Consider the following 18,834-nt stretch of genomic DNA (forward strand, 5'->3'; position numbering starts at 1 on the left):
ATGGGGTCCGTGACCGACAGCAGCCGACGGCCGATCGCCGTGTTCGATCTGGACAACACCCTCGCCGACACGGCCCACCGTCAGCGTTTCCTGGAGCGCAGGCCGCGCGACTGGGACGCGTTCTTCGCCGCCGCGCCCGAGGACCCGCCGATCCCGCAGGGCGTCGCCCTGGCGCTGGAGCAGGCCGAGGAGTGCGAGGTCGTCTACCTCACCGGTCGGCCGGAGCGCTGCCGGCCGGACACGCTGGAGTGGCTCGCCGCCCACGGGCTGCCCGAGGGGCGCGTGCACATGCGGCGCAACGACGACCGCAGGCCCGCCCGCCGCACCAAGCTGGAGATCCTGCGCCGGCTCGCCCGGACCCGTGAGGTGCGGATGCTGGTGGACGACGACGCGCTGGTGTGCGAGGACGCCGAACGGGCGGGATTCCGGGTCGTTCTCGCGCGCTGGAGCGCGCCGTCGCCGGAACTGCGCCAGGCGCAGGAGGGGGAGGGGCGTACCTGATCGTTGATCGGGTCCGTAACCGGGTCCGTAACCGGGTCCGTCAGTCCGACTCGTCCAGGCGGAAGCCCACCTTCAGGCCCACCTGCCAGTGCGCGATCTCGCCGTTCTCGAGCTGTCCGCGCACCTGGGTGACCTCGAACCAGTCCAGGTTGTGCAGGGTCTGCGAGGCGCGGCCGATGCCGTTGCGGATGGCCTGGTCGACGCCGTCCGGCGAGGTGCCGACGATCTCCGTGACCCGGTAGGTGTGGTTCGACATCGGGTGCTCCTCTCGGCCGTGTCACTCCACCGTGCCCCAACCCGCGACGCACCGCCATGCCACACCACTCGAAACCACGCGCTAAAAGCCTATTTTCTTACCCATGCGGTGATATAAGGATCATGTGAGGAATGCGATCTGCGAGTGGGGGTTCGAAGGAAACCATGCGCCGGTTCAGAATCGCGATGTCCCGGCAGGCGCCGATTCCCGTGGCGCGCCAGCCCGTTCAGCGTGTGAGGACACGGGCCCGCTGGTACGGCCCGTTCTCCGTCGGTGTCGACCTGGCCGCCGCGGCCCTGCCGGTCGCCGCGACCATCGTGGAGGTCCATGAGCCCCACCCCCTGCGGCTGGCGGCCGCCGCGGCCCTGCTGTGGCCGCTCATCGGGGTGGCGAGCAAGCGGTACACCCCCGTCGCCTGGGGCGACGGAGGCGGGCTGCGCGCCGTCGTCCGGGACTGGCTGGTCCTGGTCGGCGCCCTGGCGACGCTGCGGGTGGTCTGCGGACTGCAGAGCGTGCCCGCCGAGGCGTTCACCGCGCTCATCCCCGCCCTGGTGGCCACGGGCGTCTGCCAGAAACTGATCAACCGTCATCTGCGGGCCGCCCGCCGCAACGCCCGCGCCCTGCGCCACGTCCTGGTCGTCGGCGAGGCCTCGGCCCTCGACGCCGTGGTCGGACAGCTCGCCCAGCGCACCGACCACGAGTACGTCATCGTCGGCGCCTGTCCGGTCGGCGAGGACGAGGTGACCTCCGGCGTCCCCGTGTGCGCGCAGCTGACCCGCGAGGCGCCCGACGCGCCCGACGCGGACGCCGCCGTCGTCCTCGGCGCGGCCGACGAACTCGGCGCCGACCTGGTCTTCGTGGCGCCCGGCCCGCACCTGAACGGAGAGCGGATGCGCCGGCTGTCCTGGGCGCTGTACGACCGGGGCCGCTCGCTCATGATCCTGCCCGGCATCACCGACGTGGCCCGCCGCCGGGTGCGGCTGACCTCGGCGGCCGGGCTCACCCTGCTGCACATCGCGCCGCCCCTGCAGCGCGGTGCGCACGCCGCCACGAAGACGGCGGTGGACCGCACGGGCGCCCTGCTGCTGATCCTGCTGCTCTCACCGCTGCTGCTCCTGCTGGCGCTGGCCGTCCGGCTGGGCTCACCGGGCCCGGTCCTCTACCGCCAGACCAGGGTCGGCCGGCACGGCATGCGGTTCGCCATGTGGAAGTTCCGCACCATGGTGGTCGACGCGGACCGGCTCAAGGGCGGCCTGGAGCAGCAGAACGAGAACGACGGGCACATGTTCAAGATGCGCCGCGACCCCCGGGTCACCCCGGTCGGACGCGTCCTGCGCCGCTACTCCCTGGACGAGCTGCCCCAGCTGTTCAACATCCTCTTCGGCCACATGTCCCTGGTGGGCCCCCGCCCACCGCTGCCCGACGAGGTCGTCAAGTACAACGGCGTCGAGATGCGCCGGCTCAACGTCCGGCCGGGCCTGACCGGCCTGTGGCAGGTCAGCGGACGCTCGGACCTGTCCTGGCGCGAGACGGTCGCGCTCGACCTGCGCTACGTCGACAACTGGTCGCTGTCCGGCGACGTCAACGTGATGGCCCGCACCGTACGCGCGGTCCTGAACGGACAGGGCGCGTATTAGAAGGGCGTCCGTCAGGAAGGACGATCGCGGCCCCCGGGTTCCGGCCCGGGGGCGGCATCCGCCATCCGGGCAGGTCTGCCGCCAACACGCGGCCGACGCGGCGCCTTCGCCCCCGCCGCCGGGAAGGATCGCGTCATGGTACAGACCACTTCCGTCGCGGACCCGGTGCGCCGGCCCGTCGTGGCCCGCCGACTGCGCGGCTTCACCGGTGCCGGATACGACAAGGGCCGCCCCCCGCTGGTGCAGGCCGCCTGGTACGCCGCCCAGCATCTGCTGTTCACCCAGTGGTGGTTCCCCGCCCGCTGGCGTCCGCCGCTGCTGCGCGCCTTCGGCGCCCGCGTCGGCCGGCGGGTGCTGATCCGGCGCGGGGTGCGCGTCCACTGGCCGTGGAAACTGGACGTCGGCGACGACGTCTGGATCGGCGAGGACGCCTGGATCCTCAACCTCGAACCGGTCACCATCGGCCACGACTGCTGCGTCTCCCAGAGCGCCCTGCTGTGCACCGGCAGCCACCGCCGCCGCAGCGCCACCTTCGAGTTCGACAACGGCCCCATCCGGCTGGAGCCGGGCAGCTGGGTCGCGGCCCGCGCGGTCGTGCTGCGCGGTGTCACCGTCGGCCGGGGCGCCGTGGTCGGCGCGGGCGCGGTCGCCCACCAGGACGTGCCGCAGGACGCGGTCCTGACCGCGGGAGGCCGGGCATGAGAGTCGTCCACGTGGTCACCCTCGTCAGCGACGACGGGGCCTTCGGCGGTCCTACGAGCGTGGCGGCCGCCCAGCTCGAGGAGCTCGCCGCCCGCGGCCACGAGGTCCGGCTGGTGTCGCTGTGGCGGGGCAAGGACGCGGCGCCCGCCCCGCGGCGGGTCGGCACGGTCCCCTTCGTCTCCCGCCCGGCCCGGCGCCTCGTCCCGGGCCGGGGCTGCCTCGGACTCATGCACCCACTGCTCCTGGCGGACCTGTGGCGCGAGACCGGCCGCGCAGACGCCGTGCAGCTGCACGCGGGCCGTGACCTCGTCTCCCTCGCCGCGCTCGCCGTGGCCCGGCTGCGCGGCAAGGACTACGTCACCCAGACCCACGGCATGGTCGAACCCCGCACCGCCGCTGTGGCGCGGGTCTTCGACCGGCTCTTCGTGCCCCTGCTGCGCGGCGCCCGGGCCTGTCTCGTGCTCACCGAGCGGGAGCGCCGCGAACTGACCGCCGTCCTGGGCCCGGACGGACCGCCGCTGGTCGACCTGCCCAACGGGCTGCGCGTGTCCGACGCCGGCCGGGACGCCGCCGGGGCGCGCACCGGACACGAGGTGGTCTTCCTCGCCAGGCTGCACCCGCGCAAACGCCCCGAGGCGTTCGTCGAGATGGCCGCCCTGGTCCACAAGGAGTGCGACGAGGCCCGCTTCACGCTCTACGGCGCCGACGAGGGCTCGCTGCCGGGGGTGCGCCGGCTGATCGGGGACCGGGGGATCGGCGACGTCGTCTCCTACGGCGGCGCGCTCGACCACGCGGCGGCCCTGGCGGCCTACCGCAGGGCCGCGGTGTACGTCCTGCCGAGCGTGCAGGAGCCGTTCCCGATGACGGTCCTGGAGGCGCTCGCCGAGGGAACCCCCGTCGTGTGCACGGACAGCAACGGCATCGCGGCCGAACTCGCCCGCAGGGAAGCGGCGTTGGTCACCGACGGCAGCCCCGAGGCGCTGGCCGGGGCGGTGCGCGCTCTGCTCGCCGACCCGGACCTGCGGCACCGGCTCGCAGAGGCCGGCCGGCGGGCGATCGACGAGGTCTTCTCCATCCGCGCGGTCGTGGACCGGCTGGAGAAGCTGTACCGGGACAGGTGACGCGAGCGGTTCGGCCGCCCCGTGCGGCCGAACCGCCCGCCGTCTCAGCGCCGCGCGCGGCTCGCCGTACGGAGGATGTCCTCGAAGCGCGAGGCACAGTCCTCCAGGGCGAACTCCCGCTCGGCCAGGGCCCGGCTCTCCTTGCCCAGCGACTCGGCGCGCGCCGGGTCGGACAGGACCTCCCGCGCCCAGGAGGCGGCCTCGTCGAGCGAGATCTCCTTGGGCGGGAACACCGCCGACCCCGCCCGGCGCAGCAGTTGCGCCGCCAGGTTGCCGGCCGGCATCAGACCGAGCACGGGGCGTCCGGCGCACAGATACGACAGGGTCTTCGACGGCACCGAGAACTCCCCGGCGTCCGCGCCCAGCAGCACCACGAGGAGGTCGCCCGAGCCCAGCACCTCGGGCAGCCGCTCGTACGGCTGGAACGGCAGCAGGGTCAGGTCGACGCCCCGCTCGGCCGCCGCCCTGCGCAGGACGGGTACGGCCGGTCCGTCGTTGACGACGACGAGGCGCACCGGGGTGCCCCGCGTGCCCAGCCGCTCGGCCAGCCGCACCAGCAGCTCCGGGTTGTGCTTCAGGCCCAGCGTGCCGGAGTACAGCACCGTCCGTACGCCGTCCAGGCCCTGCTCGGCCGACCAGGCGTTGGCCCGGTTCACCGGCACGATCTCGTCCAGCGGCGCCCAGTTGGGGATGACGGTGACCTTGTCGGCCGTGCCCCACTCGCGGTGCACGCGCAGGAACGACTCGGCGATCACCACGACGGCCGCGGCCTGCCGCGCCGACCACTTCTCGCCGGCCCCGAACACCTTCGCGGCGACGCCCATGGACCGCGCGACCTTCCCGGCGGCGAAGCTCTTCAGCGCCACGGCCGTCACGTCCTGGTGCCACAGCACCCAGGGGACGCCCATCCGCCGCAGCACGCCCGCCGCGACCACCAGCACCGGGATCGGCATGTTGGACAGCAGCGCCACGTCGGGCTTCTCCCGCCGTACCTGCCGGGCCAGTTCGAGGCCCAGCAGGGTCTCCTGGCGCAGCCGGCGGAAGTAGGCGTCCTTGCGCAGCGCGGTGCCGTCGCCGATGGTCACGAAGCGCAGCCCGGGGGTGTCCCCGGCGAGGTTGCCCTTGCCGGAGACGTAGGCCGTGCAGGTCGAGTGGACGACGTCGTGACCGCGGCGGGCCAGTTCCCGGCTGAGCTGGGCCTGGAAGGGGTGGCCGCTGTAGTCGTGGACGAGGATCCTCATGGGTTCACCGCCTCCTCTGCTCGCCCGCGCGTCACTGCTGGGAGCGCTTGACCTGGTCGTAGACCCAGGCGTAGGTCGTCTCCAGACCGTCGAGCAGGGTCACCGACGGCTCCCAGCCGTGGATCTCCTGGATCAGGGTGTTGTCGGAGTTGCGGCCGCGCACGCCCTGCGGGGCGTCGAGGCGGTACGCGCGCTCGCAGCGGACACCGGCGATCTCCTCGACGAGGTCGACGAGCTGGTTGATGGTGACCAGCTCGGAGGAGCCGAGGTTGACCGGGATCCCGCTGTCGCTGTTCAGGATCATCTGGCTGCCGTGCACGCAGTCGTCGATGTACATGAACGAACGGCTCTGCAGTCCGTCGCCCCAGATCTCGATCCGGTGGTCGCCGCTGAGCACGGCCTCGGCCACCTTCCGGCACACCGCGGCCGGCGCCTTCTCCCGCCCGCCGGTCCAGGTGCCGTGCGGGCCGTACACGTTGTGGTAGCGGGCGACGCGGGTGACGAAGCCGTAGTCCTCGGCGTAGTGCCGGCACATACGCTCGGAGAACAGCTTCTCCCAGCCGTAGCCGTCCTCGGGCTGCGCCGGGTAGGCGTCCTCCTCCTTGAGGGCGGTGAGGTCCGGGTCGGTCTGCTTGCCGGCCGCGTACACGCAGGCGGAGGAGGAGTAGAAGTAACGCTCCACACCGGCCTCGTGGGCCGCCTGGAGCATGTGGGTGCTGGTGAGCACCGACATCATGCAGGCGGCCTTGTTGTTCTCGATGAAGCCCATGCCGCCCATGTCGGCGGCCAGCATGTACACCTGGCGCGCGCCCCGGACGCCCGCGCGGGCGCTGTCCAGGAGCGAGAGGTCACCGACCACGTTCTCGGCGTCGGGGTGGACCTGGTACCAGTCCTGGCGCGGCTTGATGTCGACGGAGCGGACGGTCAGCCCCTGGGCGAGAAGGTCGCCCACCAGGTGACCGCCGATGAAGCCCCCGCCCCCGGCGACGACGACGTCTACCTGCTGGCTCATGCGCAACTCCTCTGCGAATCGGGAGATCTGGGGAGATCTGCTGGCCGATAAGCTATGCAGATTTGTCATGATTTGCGGTAATTGGCACGCCGAGAATTTTGCGATTTCTGCGCGCCTGGGCTGATTAGGGCGATCTAAGCGCTATATATCCTTCAGTGATGTTTCAGCCTAAATATTCGCTCGACGGAGAGGCCGGGATGCAGGACGCTCGCGTCCGCAGTGTGGCTGCGGTCTCCCTCTGGGCCGTGGCACTGACGGTCCTGCTGCCGGGGCTGATCCTCCAGTCGCACGGCGCGCACCCGTCGGCCGCGCTCGCCCTGCAAGGCGTCGTCGTGGTGCACAGCGGCGGTGCGCTCGCCCGGGTGCTCACCGCGTCCCGGGTACGGTTCGTCGCCCTCGGCTTCTGGGTCTTCGCCTACATCTGGCTGGGCCTCGCGGGCCTGGCGATGCTAGCCGCCGACACCTACCCCTGGCCGTACCGGACCGGTGAGACGACCGCCCTCGTCGCCGTGGCCCTCGTCGAACTCGGCCTCCTCGCCCACAGCGCGGGAACGGCCCTCGCCGCCCGCCGGGAACGCGCCCGCCGGGACGACGCCCCACCCGGACTCCTGGAGCGCGCCCTCGCCCGGCGGGTCGCGCCCTGGCGGCTGCTGGCCCTGTGCGGGCTAGCGCTCGGCCTGGCCGCCGTGCTGATCGCCGGCCAACCCGGCCGACTGGGCGCGTACTTCACCAGCCGGCAGGCCATCACCGAGGCCGGCGGGGAGGACGCCTCACTGCGCTCCCTGCTCAGCTGGTCGCTGTCGGTGCCCGCCTTCTGGGCACTGCTCGGGCTGCTGAGGGTGCCGTGCCGCCCCGGCGGCGACCGCTGGCTGCGCGCGGTGCGCTGGCTGCTGCTGCCGGTGCTGCTCGCCCTCAACGTCGTCGTCAACAACCCCATCAGCAAGCCGCGGTTCTGGGCCGGCATGGTCCTGCTGACCCTGCTGTTCTCGGTGCCCCGGCTGTGCCGGCCCCGGGCCTTCCGGGTCACCTCGGCCGCGATCCTCGCCGCGCTGCTGTTCGTCTTCCCCTACAGCGACTACTTCCGCTACAGCGACCGGGAGACCCTCACCGTCGCCTCCCTCGCCGACCAGTTCACCTCCAACGGCGACTACGACGCCTTCCAGCAGATGCAGACCGGCGTCGACTACGCCCACGACCAGGGGTTCGCCCCGCAGAACGTCCTCGGCCCGCCGCTGTTCATGGTGCCGCGCGCGATGTGGCCGGAGAAACCCAAGGACACCGGCATCTCCCTGGCCGAGTACGCCGGATACGAGTTCCACAATCTCTCCGCGCCCCTGTGGATCGAGAGTTACCTGTGGGCCGGCCCCCTCGCGGTGGTCCTCGTCTTCCTCCTGCTCGGCGCGTTCGGCCGGCGCGTGGACGACATCCGCCACCGGCTGCGCCAGAACCCCGGCGCCCTCGCCGCCCTGCTCGTTCCCGCGTTCGCCTTCTACCAGATGGTCTTCCTGCGCGGCAGCCTGCTCGCCATCGCGGGTCCGCTGACCCTGCTGGTGGCCGTACCGCTGCTCATCACCACCCCCGTCGCCCGGGCATCCCGGTTCCGCTCATCGGCGATGCCGGCCGCATCCCCCCGACACGCATCGATCCCCGGAACAGGAGGGCACCCGTGACCGGCCCCATCCATCTCGACGACCGGTACGACGAGCCGGACCAACTACGCGACCAACTGCGACGCATCCTTCGCCACCGCGCCCTGATCGCGCTGGGCCTGATCCTGGGACTGCTCGGCGGACTGGCACTGGCCCAGTACCGAGCGCACACCTTCGCCGCCACCAGCGAGGTGCTGGTGCGCTCCACCACCGACCCGTTCGGCGCGGTCGGCGTCTCCGCCGACAACCAGGTCAGCATGACCACGGAGCAGCAGGTCGCCACCAGCGCCGAGGTCGCCCGCCGCGTGGCCCACGCCCTGCGCCTGCCCGAGAGCCAGGCCGGCGGGCTCGCGTCCCGGCTGCGGGTCACCAACCCGATGAAGTCGCGGGTGCTGCGCTTCGAGTTCACCGCCGGCTCCCCCAAGCGCGCGGCCCAGGGCGCCAACGCCTTCGCCGAGGCCTACCTCACCGACCGCAAGGGCCGCAACGACGCCGCAGTGCGGCGCGCCACCGACGCCCTCGGCCAGCAGATCCGGGTGCTCAACGAACAACTCGCCGGGGAGAAGCTGGACCAGAAGGACACCAAGACCGCCGCGCAGAGCCAGCTCTACACCCTGCAGAAGCGCGTCCTGGACATCAGGTCCCGGGACACCGACGCCGGTGACGTCGTCCGCCGGGCCGTCGCCCCCCATCTGCCGGTGGGCCCCGGACTGCGCATCCTGCTCGCCCTCGGCCTGGTGTGCGGTCTGCTGCTCGGCCTGGTGCTGGCCTGGCTGCGCGCCGCCCTGGACTCCCGGATCCGCTCGGTCGGCGAACTGCGCGGCGCGCTGCGCGCCCCCGTGCTCGGCATCCTGCCCGACGACGAGGACGCGGGCCACGAACTGCTGAAGGTCGGCCGCACCGGCGGCGCTCGCGCGGAGGCGTTCCGCGCCCTGGCCTTCCGGCTGCGCAAGGCCGAGGGAGCCACGGGCCCCGGCCAGGTGCTCGTCGTCGCCCCGCGCGACGCCGAGGCCGCCGAGGAGGTCGCCGCCAACCTGGCCGCGGCCCTCGCCGAGTACGGCGGAGAGGTCCTGCTCGTCGACGCCGACTCCGACGCCTCCGGGCTCTCGGACCGGCTGCCGCTGATGCCGTACGAGGCGCCCACCCTGGAGGAGGCGTTCCTGCCCAGCGGGAGCGTCCTCGTCGACGCCGACGTCTCCGGACGGCTGGCCTTCCGCTCCGGCGGCGGGATCGGCGCCCACACCCGCTCGAGCCTGTCGGCCGAGACCCACCGGCTGCGGCCGGGCGCCGAGTCCACCACCGTCGTCGTCACCGGGCCGTTCCTCACGCATGCCGACGCGCTCGCCGTCGCCCAGCGCGTCGACGGCGTCCTGCTGGTCGTCGGCCTCGGCGCCACCCGGCAGGACGACCTCCGTCAGGTGCAGGAGCTGGTCGACTGCTCCGGCGGACGCCTCCTCGGCACCATCCTCGACGCCGCCCGGCCCCGCCGGCGCCTGGGACTGCCGCGCCGGCGCCCGAAGTACCGTCCGGCGTCGCACTCCGCCGCGCCGATGGAACTTCCCACGCAGGACGGCACCTTCTCCATCTCCCGGCGGTGACCGCTGCCGACACGACCGCTCCCACCCGCGCCGGGGCCAAGGCCCCGCGCGCGGTGGCGGCGGTCGCCCGGGGAGGCTGGTGGGGAATGGCGGGTTCCGCCGCGAACGCCGTCTTCTCCTTCCTGCTGGTCGGCCTGTTCACCCGCGCCGTCGGTGCGGACGGCTCGGGCGTGGTCTTCACCGGCGTCGCCCTGTTCACCATCCTCAGCAACACCTGCAAGCTCGGCGCCGACGCCGGGCTCCTTCGTTTCGTCCCCCGGGACCTCGCCCTCCACGACGGCCGCTCGGTCCCCGCCCTGCTGCGCATGGCCGTGCTGCCCGCCGCCGTCGTCTCCACCGTGGCCGCCGCGCCCCTGCTGCTGTCGTCCACCGTGGCCCGTCTGCTGCTGCCCCAACTGCCCCCGGCGGACGCCGTCTCGCTGGTCCGGCTCTTCGGCGTCTTCCTGCCCGTCGCCACCGTGGGCATGGTCCTGCTCGGCGCCACCCGGGGATACGGCACGGTCGTCCCTTTCGTCGGCGTGGAACAGATCGGCAAGCCGGTGCTGCGGCTGCTGATCGCCCTCCCGGTCGCCTTCCTCCTGCCCAGCCTGACCGCGCTCGCCTCGGCGTGGCTGCTGCCGGCCCTGGCCGGTTCCGTGGCCGCCTGGTTCGCCCTGCGCCGCTGCCGGGCCGGCCGGGGCCCGACGCCGCCGGCCGAGGGCGCGTCCGTGTCCTGGCGGACGTTCTGGGGCTTCGCCGCGCCGCGCGCGGTCTCCTCCGTCTTCGACATCAGCGCCGTGTGGGTCGGCGTCCTGCTGCTGTCGGCCATGGCCACCGCGGGGGAGGCCGGCGTCTACACCGCGATCGGCCGCGTCGTCACCGCGGGCACGCTCCTCCAGCTCGCCGTACGCCTCGCCGTCGCCCCGGAGGTCAGCCGGCTGCTCGCCCTCGGCGAGGACACCGAGGCGCACGGCCTGCACCGCGTGTCGACCTGCTGGATCGTGCTGTTCTCCTGGCCGCTGTTCGCCCTCCTCGCGGCCTTCCCCGAGACCGTCCTGTCCGCCTTCGGACCGGAGTTCGTCCGCGGCGCCCCCGCCCTGGTCGTGCTGTGCGCCGCCTCGATGGTCAACGTCGCCGTCGGCAACGCCCAGACCGTGCTGCTGATGGCCGGCCGCAGCTCCTGGCATCTGGCCGTCACCGCGGTCGCGTTCACGGTCCAGCTGACCGTCGGCGTGCTGACCGTCCCGGCCTGGGGCGTGCTCGGCGCCGCTGTGTCCTGGGGCGCGGCCATCGTCGTGGAGAACCTCGCGGCGGCCCTGCTGATCCGCTGGCGCCTCGGCTTCACCACCGTCGACCGCGGCTATGTCACCGCCCTCGGCCTCGCCCTGACCGTCTCCGTGGTGCTGGGAGCCGCCCGTACGAGGGAAGGTGACACTCCATCAGGACTCGCCGTGGGGATGGCCTTGGGAATGTGTGTATTTGCTATTAGTTTGTGGCGATATCGGACGTCGCTGAGAGTGAACGAGCTGGTCGGAGTGTTGCGCCGCCGCGCCGCATGAGACCGGCCCCGGCCGCAGCGTTCCGGCTCACTCGGTGGGCGTCTTCCGACTCCGTACCACTTCCAACCACTGCCACCCGGGGTTCCCTTGCACCTGAGAAAGCTCCGTTCGAAGCCGGTCACCAGGGTCGCCGTCACCGCCCTCGTGTGTTCCGCAGCCCTGCTCGACGCCTCCCTCGCCGCGGCCGCCGACGGCGGCCCGAAGGCGTTCTCCGCCGATGCGCTGCCGACCTGGCAGACCGAAGGCATCGTCTGGTCGATGGCCGCCGCCAACGGCGTCGTCTACGTCGGAGGAACCTTCGAGGCGGTCCGTCCGCCGGGTGCGGCGCCGGGCCGGAAGCTGGTGGCCCGCCGCAACTTCGCCGCGTTCGACGCCGTGACCGGCAAACTCCTGCCCTGCGCCCCGTCCTTCACCGGGCACAACCACACCGTGCGGGCCATGAAGGCCTCCCCGGACGGCCGTGTGCTGTACGTCGGCGGATCCTTCGACAACGTCGGATCCGAGAAGACGGCCAACGTGGTCGCGCTCAACACCGCCGACTGCTCGGTGCGCAGGGACTTCAAGCCGACCGTGTCCTCTACCGTGCGGGCCGTCGAGCCCACGGACCGGGCGATCTACCTCGGCGGCGACTTCGGCCGGGTCTCCGGCCAGACCAGGAGCCGGATCGCCGCCGTCTCGCCCAAGGGCGCCCTGCTGCCCTTCAAGGCGGAACTCGACCAGCCGGTGCGCGCCCTGTCGGCCGCGATCCCGCAAGGGCGCCTCTTCGTCGGTGGCGACTTCGAGAGGGTCAACGGACAGTCGGCCCGCTCCCTGGTCACCCTGAACCCGGTCACCGGCGCCACGGTGCTCGCCTACCCGGGCTGGTACCCGAGCCAGTCGTCGGTGAAGACGATCGCCCAGGACAACTCCCGCTTCTTCGTGGGCGCCGAGGGCCATGGGCCGGGCATCTACGACGGCAGGATCGCGGGCCGGACCGCCACCGGCATCATGGTGTGGAACGACACCTGCCGCGGCGCCACCCAGTCCGTCCTGCCCTACAACGGCGTTCTCTACAGCGCCTCGCACGCCCACGACTGCAACGAGACGCCCGGCGGCTTCCCCGACCGGGGCGACCGCCAGCACTTCCTGGCCCAGCGGGTCGAGGACCGCAGGATCCTGCACTGGTTCCCCGACACCAACGGCGGCCTCGGCGAGCAGGTCGGCCCCCGCATCCTGGTGGTCTCCCGGGGCGTCCTGTGGGCCGGCGGCGAGTTCACCGAGGTCAACGAGCAGCCCCAGCAGGGCCTCACGCGCTTCGGTGACAAGGACACCGGAGCCCCGGAGGAGCCCCCCACCCTGTCCCTGTCGGCGTCCGAGCCCGGCAAGGTGACCCTCGCCTGGCGGGCCGCCTGGGACCGCGACGACGCCGTGCTGACGTACCGGATCTACCGCGACGGCAAGCTCGTCGTGACCAAGGCGAAGTCCTCCGCCTTCTGGGACCGCCCGAAGATGACCTGGACCGACTCGGTGGCGGCCGGTTCCCGCCACCAGTACGCCATCGAGGTCACGGACGGCACCAACACCGCGGCCAGGTCCCGTTCCCTGACCGTGAACGTGCCGAAGAAGCCCGCACAGACCACGACCGCACCGGCTCAGGGCGCCCCGGCGCAGGGCGCGCAGTCGGCACAGACCACCCAGCCGGACGAGCCGGCCCAGCCGGCCAAGCGACGAGGAAGTGGCGCGCGATGACCCGCATCGGATTCGCCCCGGGCGTCTACGACCTGTTCCACATCGGTCACCTCAACATCCTGCGCGAGGCCCGGCGGCACTGCGACCGGCTCGTCGCGGGGGTGAGCTCCGACGACCTGACGGCGCGACTGAAGGGCAAGGTCCCCGTCGTCCCGCTCGCCGAACGCCTCGACATCGTGCGCAGTGTGAAGTATGTCGACGACGCCATCGTGGAGACGGAGGCCGACAAGCTCATCACCTGGAGGCGGGTCGGCTTCCACGTCATCTTCAAGGGCGACGACTGGCGCGGGACCCCCAAGTGGCTGGAGTACGAGCGGCGGTTCGGGGAGGTCGGCGTGGAGGTCGTCTACTTCCCCTACACCATGCACACCTCCAGCACCCTGCTGCGCAGTGCCCTCAGGATGCTGGCCGCCCACGAGCCGCCGTCGATCCCCTCAGCGCAGCTCGCGGAACCATTTCACCAGGAACGCGGCCATGAACAGGACGTGTGCCAGCAGCAGCGCGCAGTACACCGCAAGGAAGACGTCCTGACTGCCCAGGAATAGAAAGCCGAGGCAGGTCAGGCCGTAGTCGACCGGCAGCAGCAGGACGGCCCTGAGCGCCGGGGGCGAACCGGGCGGAACCTCGCCCGGTGTCCGCCGCCGGAGCTTCTCCGTCAGGATCCCGGCGAAGAAGATCACCACGGCCGCGAGCTGGAAGACCATCGGCGCCAGCAGCCAGAGCGGGCTGGGCAGGGTGAAGAACCGGTAGAACGACACCAGCACCACGAGGTGCAGGGCGAGGATCTTGACGCAGTCCAGGACATGGTCGAGCCACTCGCCCGAGGGGCTCCCCGACCGCTGGCCCCGCGCCAGCTGACCGTCCGCCGAGTCCAGGAAGAACCCCACGGCCAGGGCCGCGCCCACGCAGACCGCCATCGTCGGCGTGGGCCGCAGCAGCGCCACCGCGGCCAGGGCCGGGAAGGTGAACAGGGCGCCGAGGACGGTCAGCTGATTGGGCGTCGCCCCCGCCTGATAGGCCAGCGCGGCCAGGACCCGCCCGGCCGGGCGGTTGACGAACCGGGTGTAGAGCGAGACCCCCTTCGCGGGCTTCTGTGCCGCCGACAGATGCCTGAGAACCTCGACGAACTCGGCCATTTCCCTCCTTGTTCCTGCTTGCTCCTGCTTGTTCACGCTTGTGCATGCTCAGTAATGCTTATTTCGGGCCAATTGGTCAAATCGCTGGAAAGAAGGCAATTATGGCAGAGCGGGGAGGCGGGAAGTCCCCTGTCAGTCGTCGGCAGCTTCTGCGTGGCGGGGTGACCCTGCTGGGCGCGACGATCCTCACCGGCCACAGCGCGTCCGCCGCCTCGGGTCCCGCCGGGGTGGGACGGGCACCGGCCTCCGCCGGTCTGCTGTCGCGCGTGATCAACGTCCGCGACCTCGGCGCGGTGGGCGACGGGCGCGCCGACGACACCGCCGCGTTCGAGTACGCCTACGCCCTCGCCGCCGCCCGGGTCTCCCGGGGCATCGGCCGCACCGTGATCGAGATCCCGCCCGGAGAGTTCCTCATCACCCGCCCGAACGCCCTGCTGAACGGGGTCGCACCGCTGCGCCCGGTCAACGGGCTGCGCTTCTGCGGCGCGGGCAAGCGCATGACCACCCTCGTCTTCCGCCCGCCCGTCGGCCCCGGCTCCTTTCTGTGCCGCAACGAGGACATCTGGTCCAACCTGTCCTTCGAGCGCATCCAGTTCCGCTCGGCCACCCCGGGCGCGTCCTTCTTCAGTTCGTACTCCACCGGCCAGGCGCAGGACTACCGGTTCTCCGAGTGCGAGTGGATGGGGGAGTGGGAGTACGGCATCTCCCTGGACGGCACCGACACCAACTCCGAGATGCGCTGGGAGGCGTGCCGGGTCGGCGGCGCCTACCGCAGGGCGTTCCTCTACTCCGGTCTCACCGGCCGCGGACAGCAGCCCAACGACCAGGACCAGTTCCTCAACTACTGGTTCTCCGACATGAAGGTCGAGTACGAGTGGGGCAACTTCCTGGAGTTCCCCTACGGCGGCTCCATCACCTGCCGGGGCGGCTCGTACATCATCACGGGCACCCGGCCGCGCAGCCAGGAGTACGGCACCACGAGCACCTTCTTCCGGTTCCCCGTCGCCCAGCACCACGACTCGGTGCAGCGGTTCCACGCCCAGGACATCCGCTTCGAGGTGCGCAACCCCGACGCGCGGATCATCGACTCCGTGTGGAGGAGCGGAACGATCCACTTCAGCGACTGCGACGACACCGGGCTCGCCTTCAAGGACTTCGCGGCCGAAGTGCGGCCGCACCGCTATGTCGTGGGGCCGCGCGGGCCGCTGATCCGGTACGACTCCTGCCAGTTGGTGGGCCGGCACGAGTACCGCACGGACGGCGCACGCGACTCCCTGCCGACCGTCGCCCGGTACGACATGTGTCTGCTGCGCAGCCATCCGCAGGAGGAGTTCGCCGTCACCGACGCCGGCGCGAGGCCCGGTTTCGTCGGCTTCGTCGACTGCCTGGACGGGGCCGACGCCGCCGACCCGGTCACGGCCGGCACCCCGGAGGCGGCCGGCGACGGCCCGGCGGCACCGGGCGACCCGAAGACACCGCCCGCCGCCGCCACCGGGCCCGCGAGCCCGACGCCGGTCCCCGCGCAGACACCCCCACCTGCCGCCGCCCCCGCACCGCGCTGACGGTTCCCTCGCCGGGAGCCGCCGCGGTCAGGTCAGCTCGTCACTCGGAAGGTGGCGTCGCTGCGGCCCGTCGCCGTGGTGATCGGGTCGAGCCGCAGTTGGTAGGCGTAGTGCCGGATGTAGCGGTCCGGGTGGTTGTACGACTGGAACGACGACCAGGTCGCGTCGGCGAGCCCGGCGACCTGGCGGAACGTGGCGTCCGCGGCGAACTGGGCGGTGCCGTCGTTGTAGGCCAGTTGGAAGTCGAATCCCGAGTGGCGCAGGAAGTGGCCCGGGTAGTTCACCGACTCGAAGGAGACCGTGCCGGAGCCTGTCAGGCCGGTCCTCAGGCGGAACCGGGCGTCCTCGGCGGGGCTGACGCCGGGGTCGATGCGCACATCGAAGTTGGTGTGCCGTACGTACCGGTCCTGGAAGTTGTACGACTGGAGCCGGTTGACCGCGGTGCCGGGCCAGCGGGCGAGCACGCGGCTCTCCTCGGCGGCCGTCAGGTTCAGGATCCAGCCGTGGCGCTTCTTCGTGCCGCCCATGCCGTAGCTGCCCGACGTCTGCTTCTGGTAGGCGGCGGGGTTGGACGGGTCGGTCGTCAGAACCGGCATGTAGCCGCCGCCGGTGGCGTACTGGTCGAGGTAGAGGGCCCACTTGTCGCTGCCGTTGAACTTCATCCACATCGGGCCCTCGACCTGCGAGCCGGTGAGGCCGATGCCGGAGAGGTTGCCGAGGGCGGTCCAGGTGCCGAGGATCGAGTCGCTGCCTTCGAGGGTGATCTGGCCGTCGCCGGAGGCCCGCACATAGCGGTAGCCGCCGACTCCGGAGGGCACCTCGATGATCTGGGTGTCGATGATGCCCTGGGTGCCGGGGCGGTCGATGTACGGCTGGGGGGTGGTGACGGTGTGGAAGTCCGAGGTGCGGGCGTAGTAGATGCGGTGCTTCAGCACGCCGCCGAGGGTCGCGTTCGTCGCCCAGTACAGGACGTAGTCGTTGGTCTGCGGGTCCCAGATCGCCTCCGGCGCCCAGGCGTTGCGGCCGTCGGGGATCGCGCCGGCGACGTTGAGCAGCCACGGCTGCGACCAGGTGACCAGGTCGGTGGACTCCCACACCACCAGGTTGCGGCTGCCGTTGTTCTGGGCGGTGCCCCAGTCCTGCCCGCAGCCGATGCACAGGTCGGTCGCGACGATCCAGTACTTGCCGCCGCCCGGCGCGCGGACCAGGGCGGGGTCACGCACCCCCTTCGTGCCGACCGTCGAGCGCAGGACCATCCCGCCGCCGTCGAGGTCGTTCCAGTGCACGCCGTCCGTACTGTGCGAGAGGTACATCTGCTGGTTGGTCGACCCCTCCCCGGTGAAGTGCACCATCAGGTAGCCCGGCTCGGCGGCTGCGGCCCGCTGGGGTGTGCTCAGGGTTTGGGAGGTGAAGAGCAGGCAGGCGGCGACGAGTATCGCCGCGAGCCGGGAGAAAACCGCGGACATGTGCGTTTCCTGCCTTTCTGCGGGGAGGGTCAGCTCCGTGACCACTGGAAACCGGCGGCGGTGCCGCAGGCGCGCTGTTCGAGCAGGGCGAGGTCCGCCGTGGAGGCGCCGACGACGTCGACGCACTTGCCGCTGTGGCGGGCCTTGAGCTGGAAGTAGCCGTCGGTGGCGACCCACTGGAACTGCTGGTTCGTGCCCGAGTGGCAGGTCCACTGGATGACGGCGGCGCCGTCGGCGGTGGACGCGCCGTTCACGTCCAGGCACTTGCCGCTGTTGAGGCTCTCGACTTGGACGTAGCCGTTGCCCAGATCGACGAAGCGCCACTGCTGCCAGGGCTTGCCGTTCCAGGTGTACTGGCCGATCTTCACACCGGTGTCGGTGTTGGGCGCCTGGACGTCCATGACCTTGCCGCTGTTGCGGTTGGTCAGCCGGTAGTAGGTCACCGACGGTTCGCCGGAGGGCACGGTCAGCGCGGTGCCCGTGGCCACCGGGACGCCGAGGCCGGGCGACCCGTCCGCGTTCCAGGTGATCTTCTGGATCCGGGTGGTGCGGGTGGTGCCGCAGCCCTGGGAGGACGAGGAGTTGGCGTGGTAGACGATCCAGTCCTCGGTGCCGTCCGGGGACCGGAAGAAGCCGTTGTGGCCCGGACCGTACACACCGCCCGCGTCATTGCGCTGGAAGGCCGGCTCCGTGCTCTTGCTCCAGGAGCTCGCGTTCAGCGGGTCGCCGCCGGTGAGGGTGAGCAGGCCGAGCTTGTAGTCCGGGCCCTGGCAGGCGCTCGCCGAGTAGCTGATGAACGTCTTCCCGTCGTGCTGCAACGCCACCGGGCCCTCGTTCATCGGGGTGCCCTGCTTCTCCCAGGCGTAGGTGGGGGTGGAGATCCGCGTACGGGATCCGGTGACGGTCCACGGGTTGCTCAGCGCGACGATGTAGATGCTCGGGTCGGATCCGGCCCACTGCGGCGTCGGCACTCCCGACCAGGTGAAGTAGAGCTGCCCGTCGATGGTGACGACGCTGCCGTCGATGCCCCACCAGTCGTTCGCCCCGAAGATCATGCCCTTGTACGTGTACGGGCCGAGCGGGTCGGTGCCGGCGCTCTCCAGGACGTGCACACGCTGGTCCTCGATGTCCCCCGTGCCGGCGGAGTAGTAGATGTACCAGCGCTTGCCGTCGGGGCCGTCGAGCAGGTGCATCTCCGGAGCCCAGATGTAGTGGTCGCGGCCGGTGGCGTGGGCGCTGAACACCGGCACCGGCGAGGCTGCCTTGAGCGCCTCGACCGTGGGCGCCTTCCGCATCGTCAGCGGCCCGCTGTACGGCGTCGTCATCTCGTAGTAGTTGCCGTCGTAGTACGTCATGTACGGGTCGGCGCCGGAGCTGTTGAGCGGGTTCGTGAACGTCGTCGTGGCCGCCCGCGCCTCGGGCGCGACCATCACCGTCCCGATCGTCATGCCGCCGGCGAGGACGACGAGCGCCGTCGCCGTGGCACAGAGCCGATGGACGAGAGATGCAGGAGAAATGCTCATGACAGAGACATCCTTGTTTCGTGTCGTGGAGCGGGAGCGGGAGCGGAAGTGAGCAGCTTGTTCCTGTGCCTCGGAGACGCGCGGCAGCCTCGCTCATAACGGAAAGCGCGGACGCGACCCACGAAAATTCTTCGGATTCGGCCCTGACACACTGTCGAGCCTCG

15 protein-coding genes and 1 pseudogene are annotated in these 18,834 nt (G+C 71.6%); 10 read left to right on the forward strand and 6 right to left on the reverse strand.

Features of this window, described 5'->3' with window-relative positions:
* Nucleotides 1-9 precede the first annotated feature (9 nt).
* Nucleotides 10-501: a hypothetical protein gene (locus ABZ464_RS33215; protein WP_359283155.1), complete on the forward strand. Its 492-nt coding sequence runs from the start codon at nt 10-12 to the stop codon at nt 499-501.
* Nucleotides 502-541: 40 nt separating this feature from the next.
* On the opposite strand, the gene ABZ464_RS33220 is transcribed toward ABZ464_RS33215, so the two are convergent.
* Complete coding sequence (locus ABZ464_RS33220; protein WP_067254459.1) at nt 542-757, reverse strand: dodecin; 216 nt, start codon at nt 755-757, stop codon at nt 542-544.
* Between the two features lie 233 nt (nt 758-990).
* Between ABZ464_RS33220 and ABZ464_RS33225 the strand changes: the two genes are divergently transcribed.
* From ABZ464_RS33225 to ABZ464_RS33235, 3 genes are all read left to right on the forward strand, one after another.
* Nucleotides 991-2,394, forward strand: coding sequence for an exopolysaccharide biosynthesis polyprenyl glycosylphosphotransferase (locus tag ABZ464_RS33225; protein ID WP_359283159.1), 1,404 nt, complete (start codon nt 991-993; stop codon nt 2,392-2,394).
* Nucleotides 2,395-2,529: 135 nt separating this feature from the next.
* Nucleotides 2,530-3,096: a DapH/DapD/GlmU-related protein gene (locus ABZ464_RS33230; RefSeq protein WP_359283162.1), complete on the forward strand. Its 567-nt coding sequence runs from the start codon at nt 2,530-2,532 to the stop codon at nt 3,094-3,096.
* Entirely contained in the window at nt 3,093-4,217 is a 1,125-nt protein-coding gene (locus ABZ464_RS33235) for a glycosyltransferase (protein WP_359283165.1), read from the forward strand. Before ABZ464_RS33230 ends, ABZ464_RS33235 begins: the two co-directional genes overlap by 4 nt.
* A 44-nt stretch (nt 4,218-4,261) precedes the next feature.
* Here the strand turns inward: ABZ464_RS33235 and ABZ464_RS33240 are convergent, their stop codons facing one another.
* Together ABZ464_RS33240 and ABZ464_RS33245 are read right to left on the reverse strand one after the other, a co-directional pair.
* Nucleotides 4,262-5,458, reverse strand: coding sequence for a glycosyltransferase family 4 protein (locus ABZ464_RS33240; RefSeq protein ID WP_359283168.1), 1,197 nt, complete (start codon nt 5,456-5,458; stop codon nt 4,262-4,264).
* A 31-nt stretch (nt 5,459-5,489) separates the two neighbouring features.
* The gene (locus ABZ464_RS33245) at nt 5,490-6,470 is read right to left on the reverse strand and encodes an NAD-dependent epimerase/dehydratase family protein (RefSeq protein WP_359283169.1); all 981 of its coding nucleotides are present in this window, start codon (nt 6,468-6,470) and stop codon (nt 5,490-5,492) included.
* Between the two features lie 197 nt (nt 6,471-6,667).
* Here ABZ464_RS33245 and ABZ464_RS33250 point away from each other — a divergent pair, with 197 nt between their 5' ends.
* The 5 genes and pseudogenes from ABZ464_RS33250 to ABZ464_RS33270 form a co-directional block, all read left to right on the forward strand.
* Nucleotides 6,668-8,140 (forward strand): hypothetical protein, encoded by a 1,473-nt coding sequence (locus ABZ464_RS33250; RefSeq protein ID WP_359283171.1) that lies wholly within the window; start codon nt 6,668-6,670, stop codon nt 8,138-8,140.
* Complete coding sequence (locus tag ABZ464_RS33255) at nt 8,137-9,717, forward strand: hypothetical protein (protein WP_359283173.1); 1,581 nt, start codon at nt 8,137-8,139, stop codon at nt 9,715-9,717. Before ABZ464_RS33250 ends, ABZ464_RS33255 begins: the two co-directional genes overlap by 4 nt.
* Nucleotides 9,714-11,255, forward strand: a complete 1,542-nt coding sequence (locus ABZ464_RS33260) for an oligosaccharide flippase family protein (RefSeq protein WP_359283175.1) — start codon at nt 9,714-9,716, stop codon at nt 11,253-11,255. The genes ABZ464_RS33255 and ABZ464_RS33260 overlap by 4 nt, the downstream gene beginning before the upstream one ends.
* An 87-nt stretch (nt 11,256-11,342) precedes the next feature.
* Nucleotides 11,343-12,983: a fibronectin type III domain-containing protein gene (locus tag ABZ464_RS33265; RefSeq protein ID WP_359283178.1), complete on the forward strand. Its 1,641-nt coding sequence runs from the start codon at nt 11,343-11,345 to the stop codon at nt 12,981-12,983.
* A pseudogene (locus ABZ464_RS33270) lies at nt 12,980-13,396 on the forward strand (adenylyltransferase/cytidyltransferase family protein); the annotation flags it as partial. The gene ABZ464_RS33265 and the pseudogene ABZ464_RS33270, both read left to right, overlap by 4 nt.
* Nucleotides 13,397-13,417: 21 nt before the next feature.
* Here the strand turns inward: ABZ464_RS33270 and ABZ464_RS33275 are convergent.
* Nucleotides 13,418-14,119 carry a CDP-alcohol phosphatidyltransferase family protein gene (locus ABZ464_RS33275; protein ID WP_359283179.1) on the reverse strand — a complete coding sequence of 234 codons (702 nt, stop codon included), beginning with the start codon at nt 14,117-14,119 and terminating at the stop codon, nt 13,418-13,420.
* Between the two features lie 101 nt (nt 14,120-14,220).
* On the opposite strand from ABZ464_RS33275, the gene ABZ464_RS33280 reads away from it, so the two are divergent.
* The gene (locus ABZ464_RS33280) at nt 14,221-15,681 is read left to right on the forward strand and encodes a glycosyl hydrolase family 28-related protein (protein WP_359283181.1); all 1,461 of its coding nucleotides are present in this window, start codon (nt 14,221-14,223) and stop codon (nt 15,679-15,681) included.
* A 32-nt stretch (nt 15,682-15,713) separates the two neighbouring features.
* Here the strand turns inward: ABZ464_RS33280 and ABZ464_RS33285 are convergent, their stop codons facing one another.
* Together ABZ464_RS33285 and ABZ464_RS33290 are read right to left on the reverse strand one after the other, a co-directional pair.
* The gene (locus ABZ464_RS33285; RefSeq protein ID WP_359283183.1) at nt 15,714-17,147 is read right to left on the reverse strand and encodes a glycoside hydrolase family 43 protein; all 1,434 of its coding nucleotides are present in this window, start codon (nt 17,145-17,147) and stop codon (nt 15,714-15,716) included.
* Between the two features lie 29 nt (nt 17,148-17,176).
* Nucleotides 17,177-18,670 carry a family 43 glycosylhydrolase gene (locus tag ABZ464_RS33290; protein ID WP_359283186.1) on the reverse strand — a complete coding sequence of 498 codons (1,494 nt, stop codon included), beginning with the start codon at nt 18,668-18,670 and terminating at the stop codon, nt 17,177-17,179.
* Nucleotides 18,671-18,834 lie beyond the last annotated feature (164 nt).

It is taken from the genome of Streptomyces sp. NPDC005820 (genome assembly GCF_040630255.1).
GTDB lineage: Bacteria > Actinomycetota > Actinomycetes > Streptomycetales > Streptomycetaceae > Streptomyces.

Excerpts from the sequence above, each read along its gene's own strand:
- ABZ464_RS33245 (WP_359283169.1), bottom strand. The coding sequence starts at position 6,470 with ATGAGCCAGCAGGTAGACGTCGTCGTCGCCGGGGGCGGGGGCTTCATC.
- ABZ464_RS33240 (WP_359283168.1), bottom strand. The coding sequence starts at position 5,458 with ATGAGGATCCTCGTCCACGACTACAGCGGCCACCCCTTCCAGGCCCAG.
- ABZ464_RS33230 (WP_359283162.1), top strand. The coding sequence starts at position 2,530 with ATGGTACAGACCACTTCCGTCGCGGACCCGGTGCGCCGGCCCGTCGTG.
- ABZ464_RS33220 (WP_067254459.1), bottom strand. The coding sequence starts at position 757 with ATGTCGAACCACACCTACCGGGTCACGGAGATCGTCGGCACCTCGCCG.
- ABZ464_RS33235 (WP_359283165.1), top strand. The coding sequence starts at position 3,093 with ATGAGAGTCGTCCACGTGGTCACCCTCGTCAGCGACGACGGGGCCTTC.
- ABZ464_RS33275 (WP_359283179.1), bottom strand. The coding sequence starts at position 14,119 with ATGGCCGAGTTCGTCGAGGTTCTCAGGCATCTGTCGGCGGCACAGAAG.
- ABZ464_RS33280 (WP_359283181.1), top strand. The coding sequence starts at position 14,221 with ATGGCAGAGCGGGGAGGCGGGAAGTCCCCTGTCAGTCGTCGGCAGCTT.
- ABZ464_RS33290 (WP_359283186.1), bottom strand. The coding sequence starts at position 18,670 with ATGAGCATTTCTCCTGCATCTCTCGTCCATCGGCTCTGTGCCACGGCG.
- ABZ464_RS33250 (WP_359283171.1), top strand. The coding sequence starts at position 6,668 with ATGCAGGACGCTCGCGTCCGCAGTGTGGCTGCGGTCTCCCTCTGGGCC.
- ABZ464_RS33285 (WP_359283183.1), bottom strand. The coding sequence starts at position 17,147 with ATGTCCGCGGTTTTCTCCCGGCTCGCGGCGATACTCGTCGCCGCCTGC.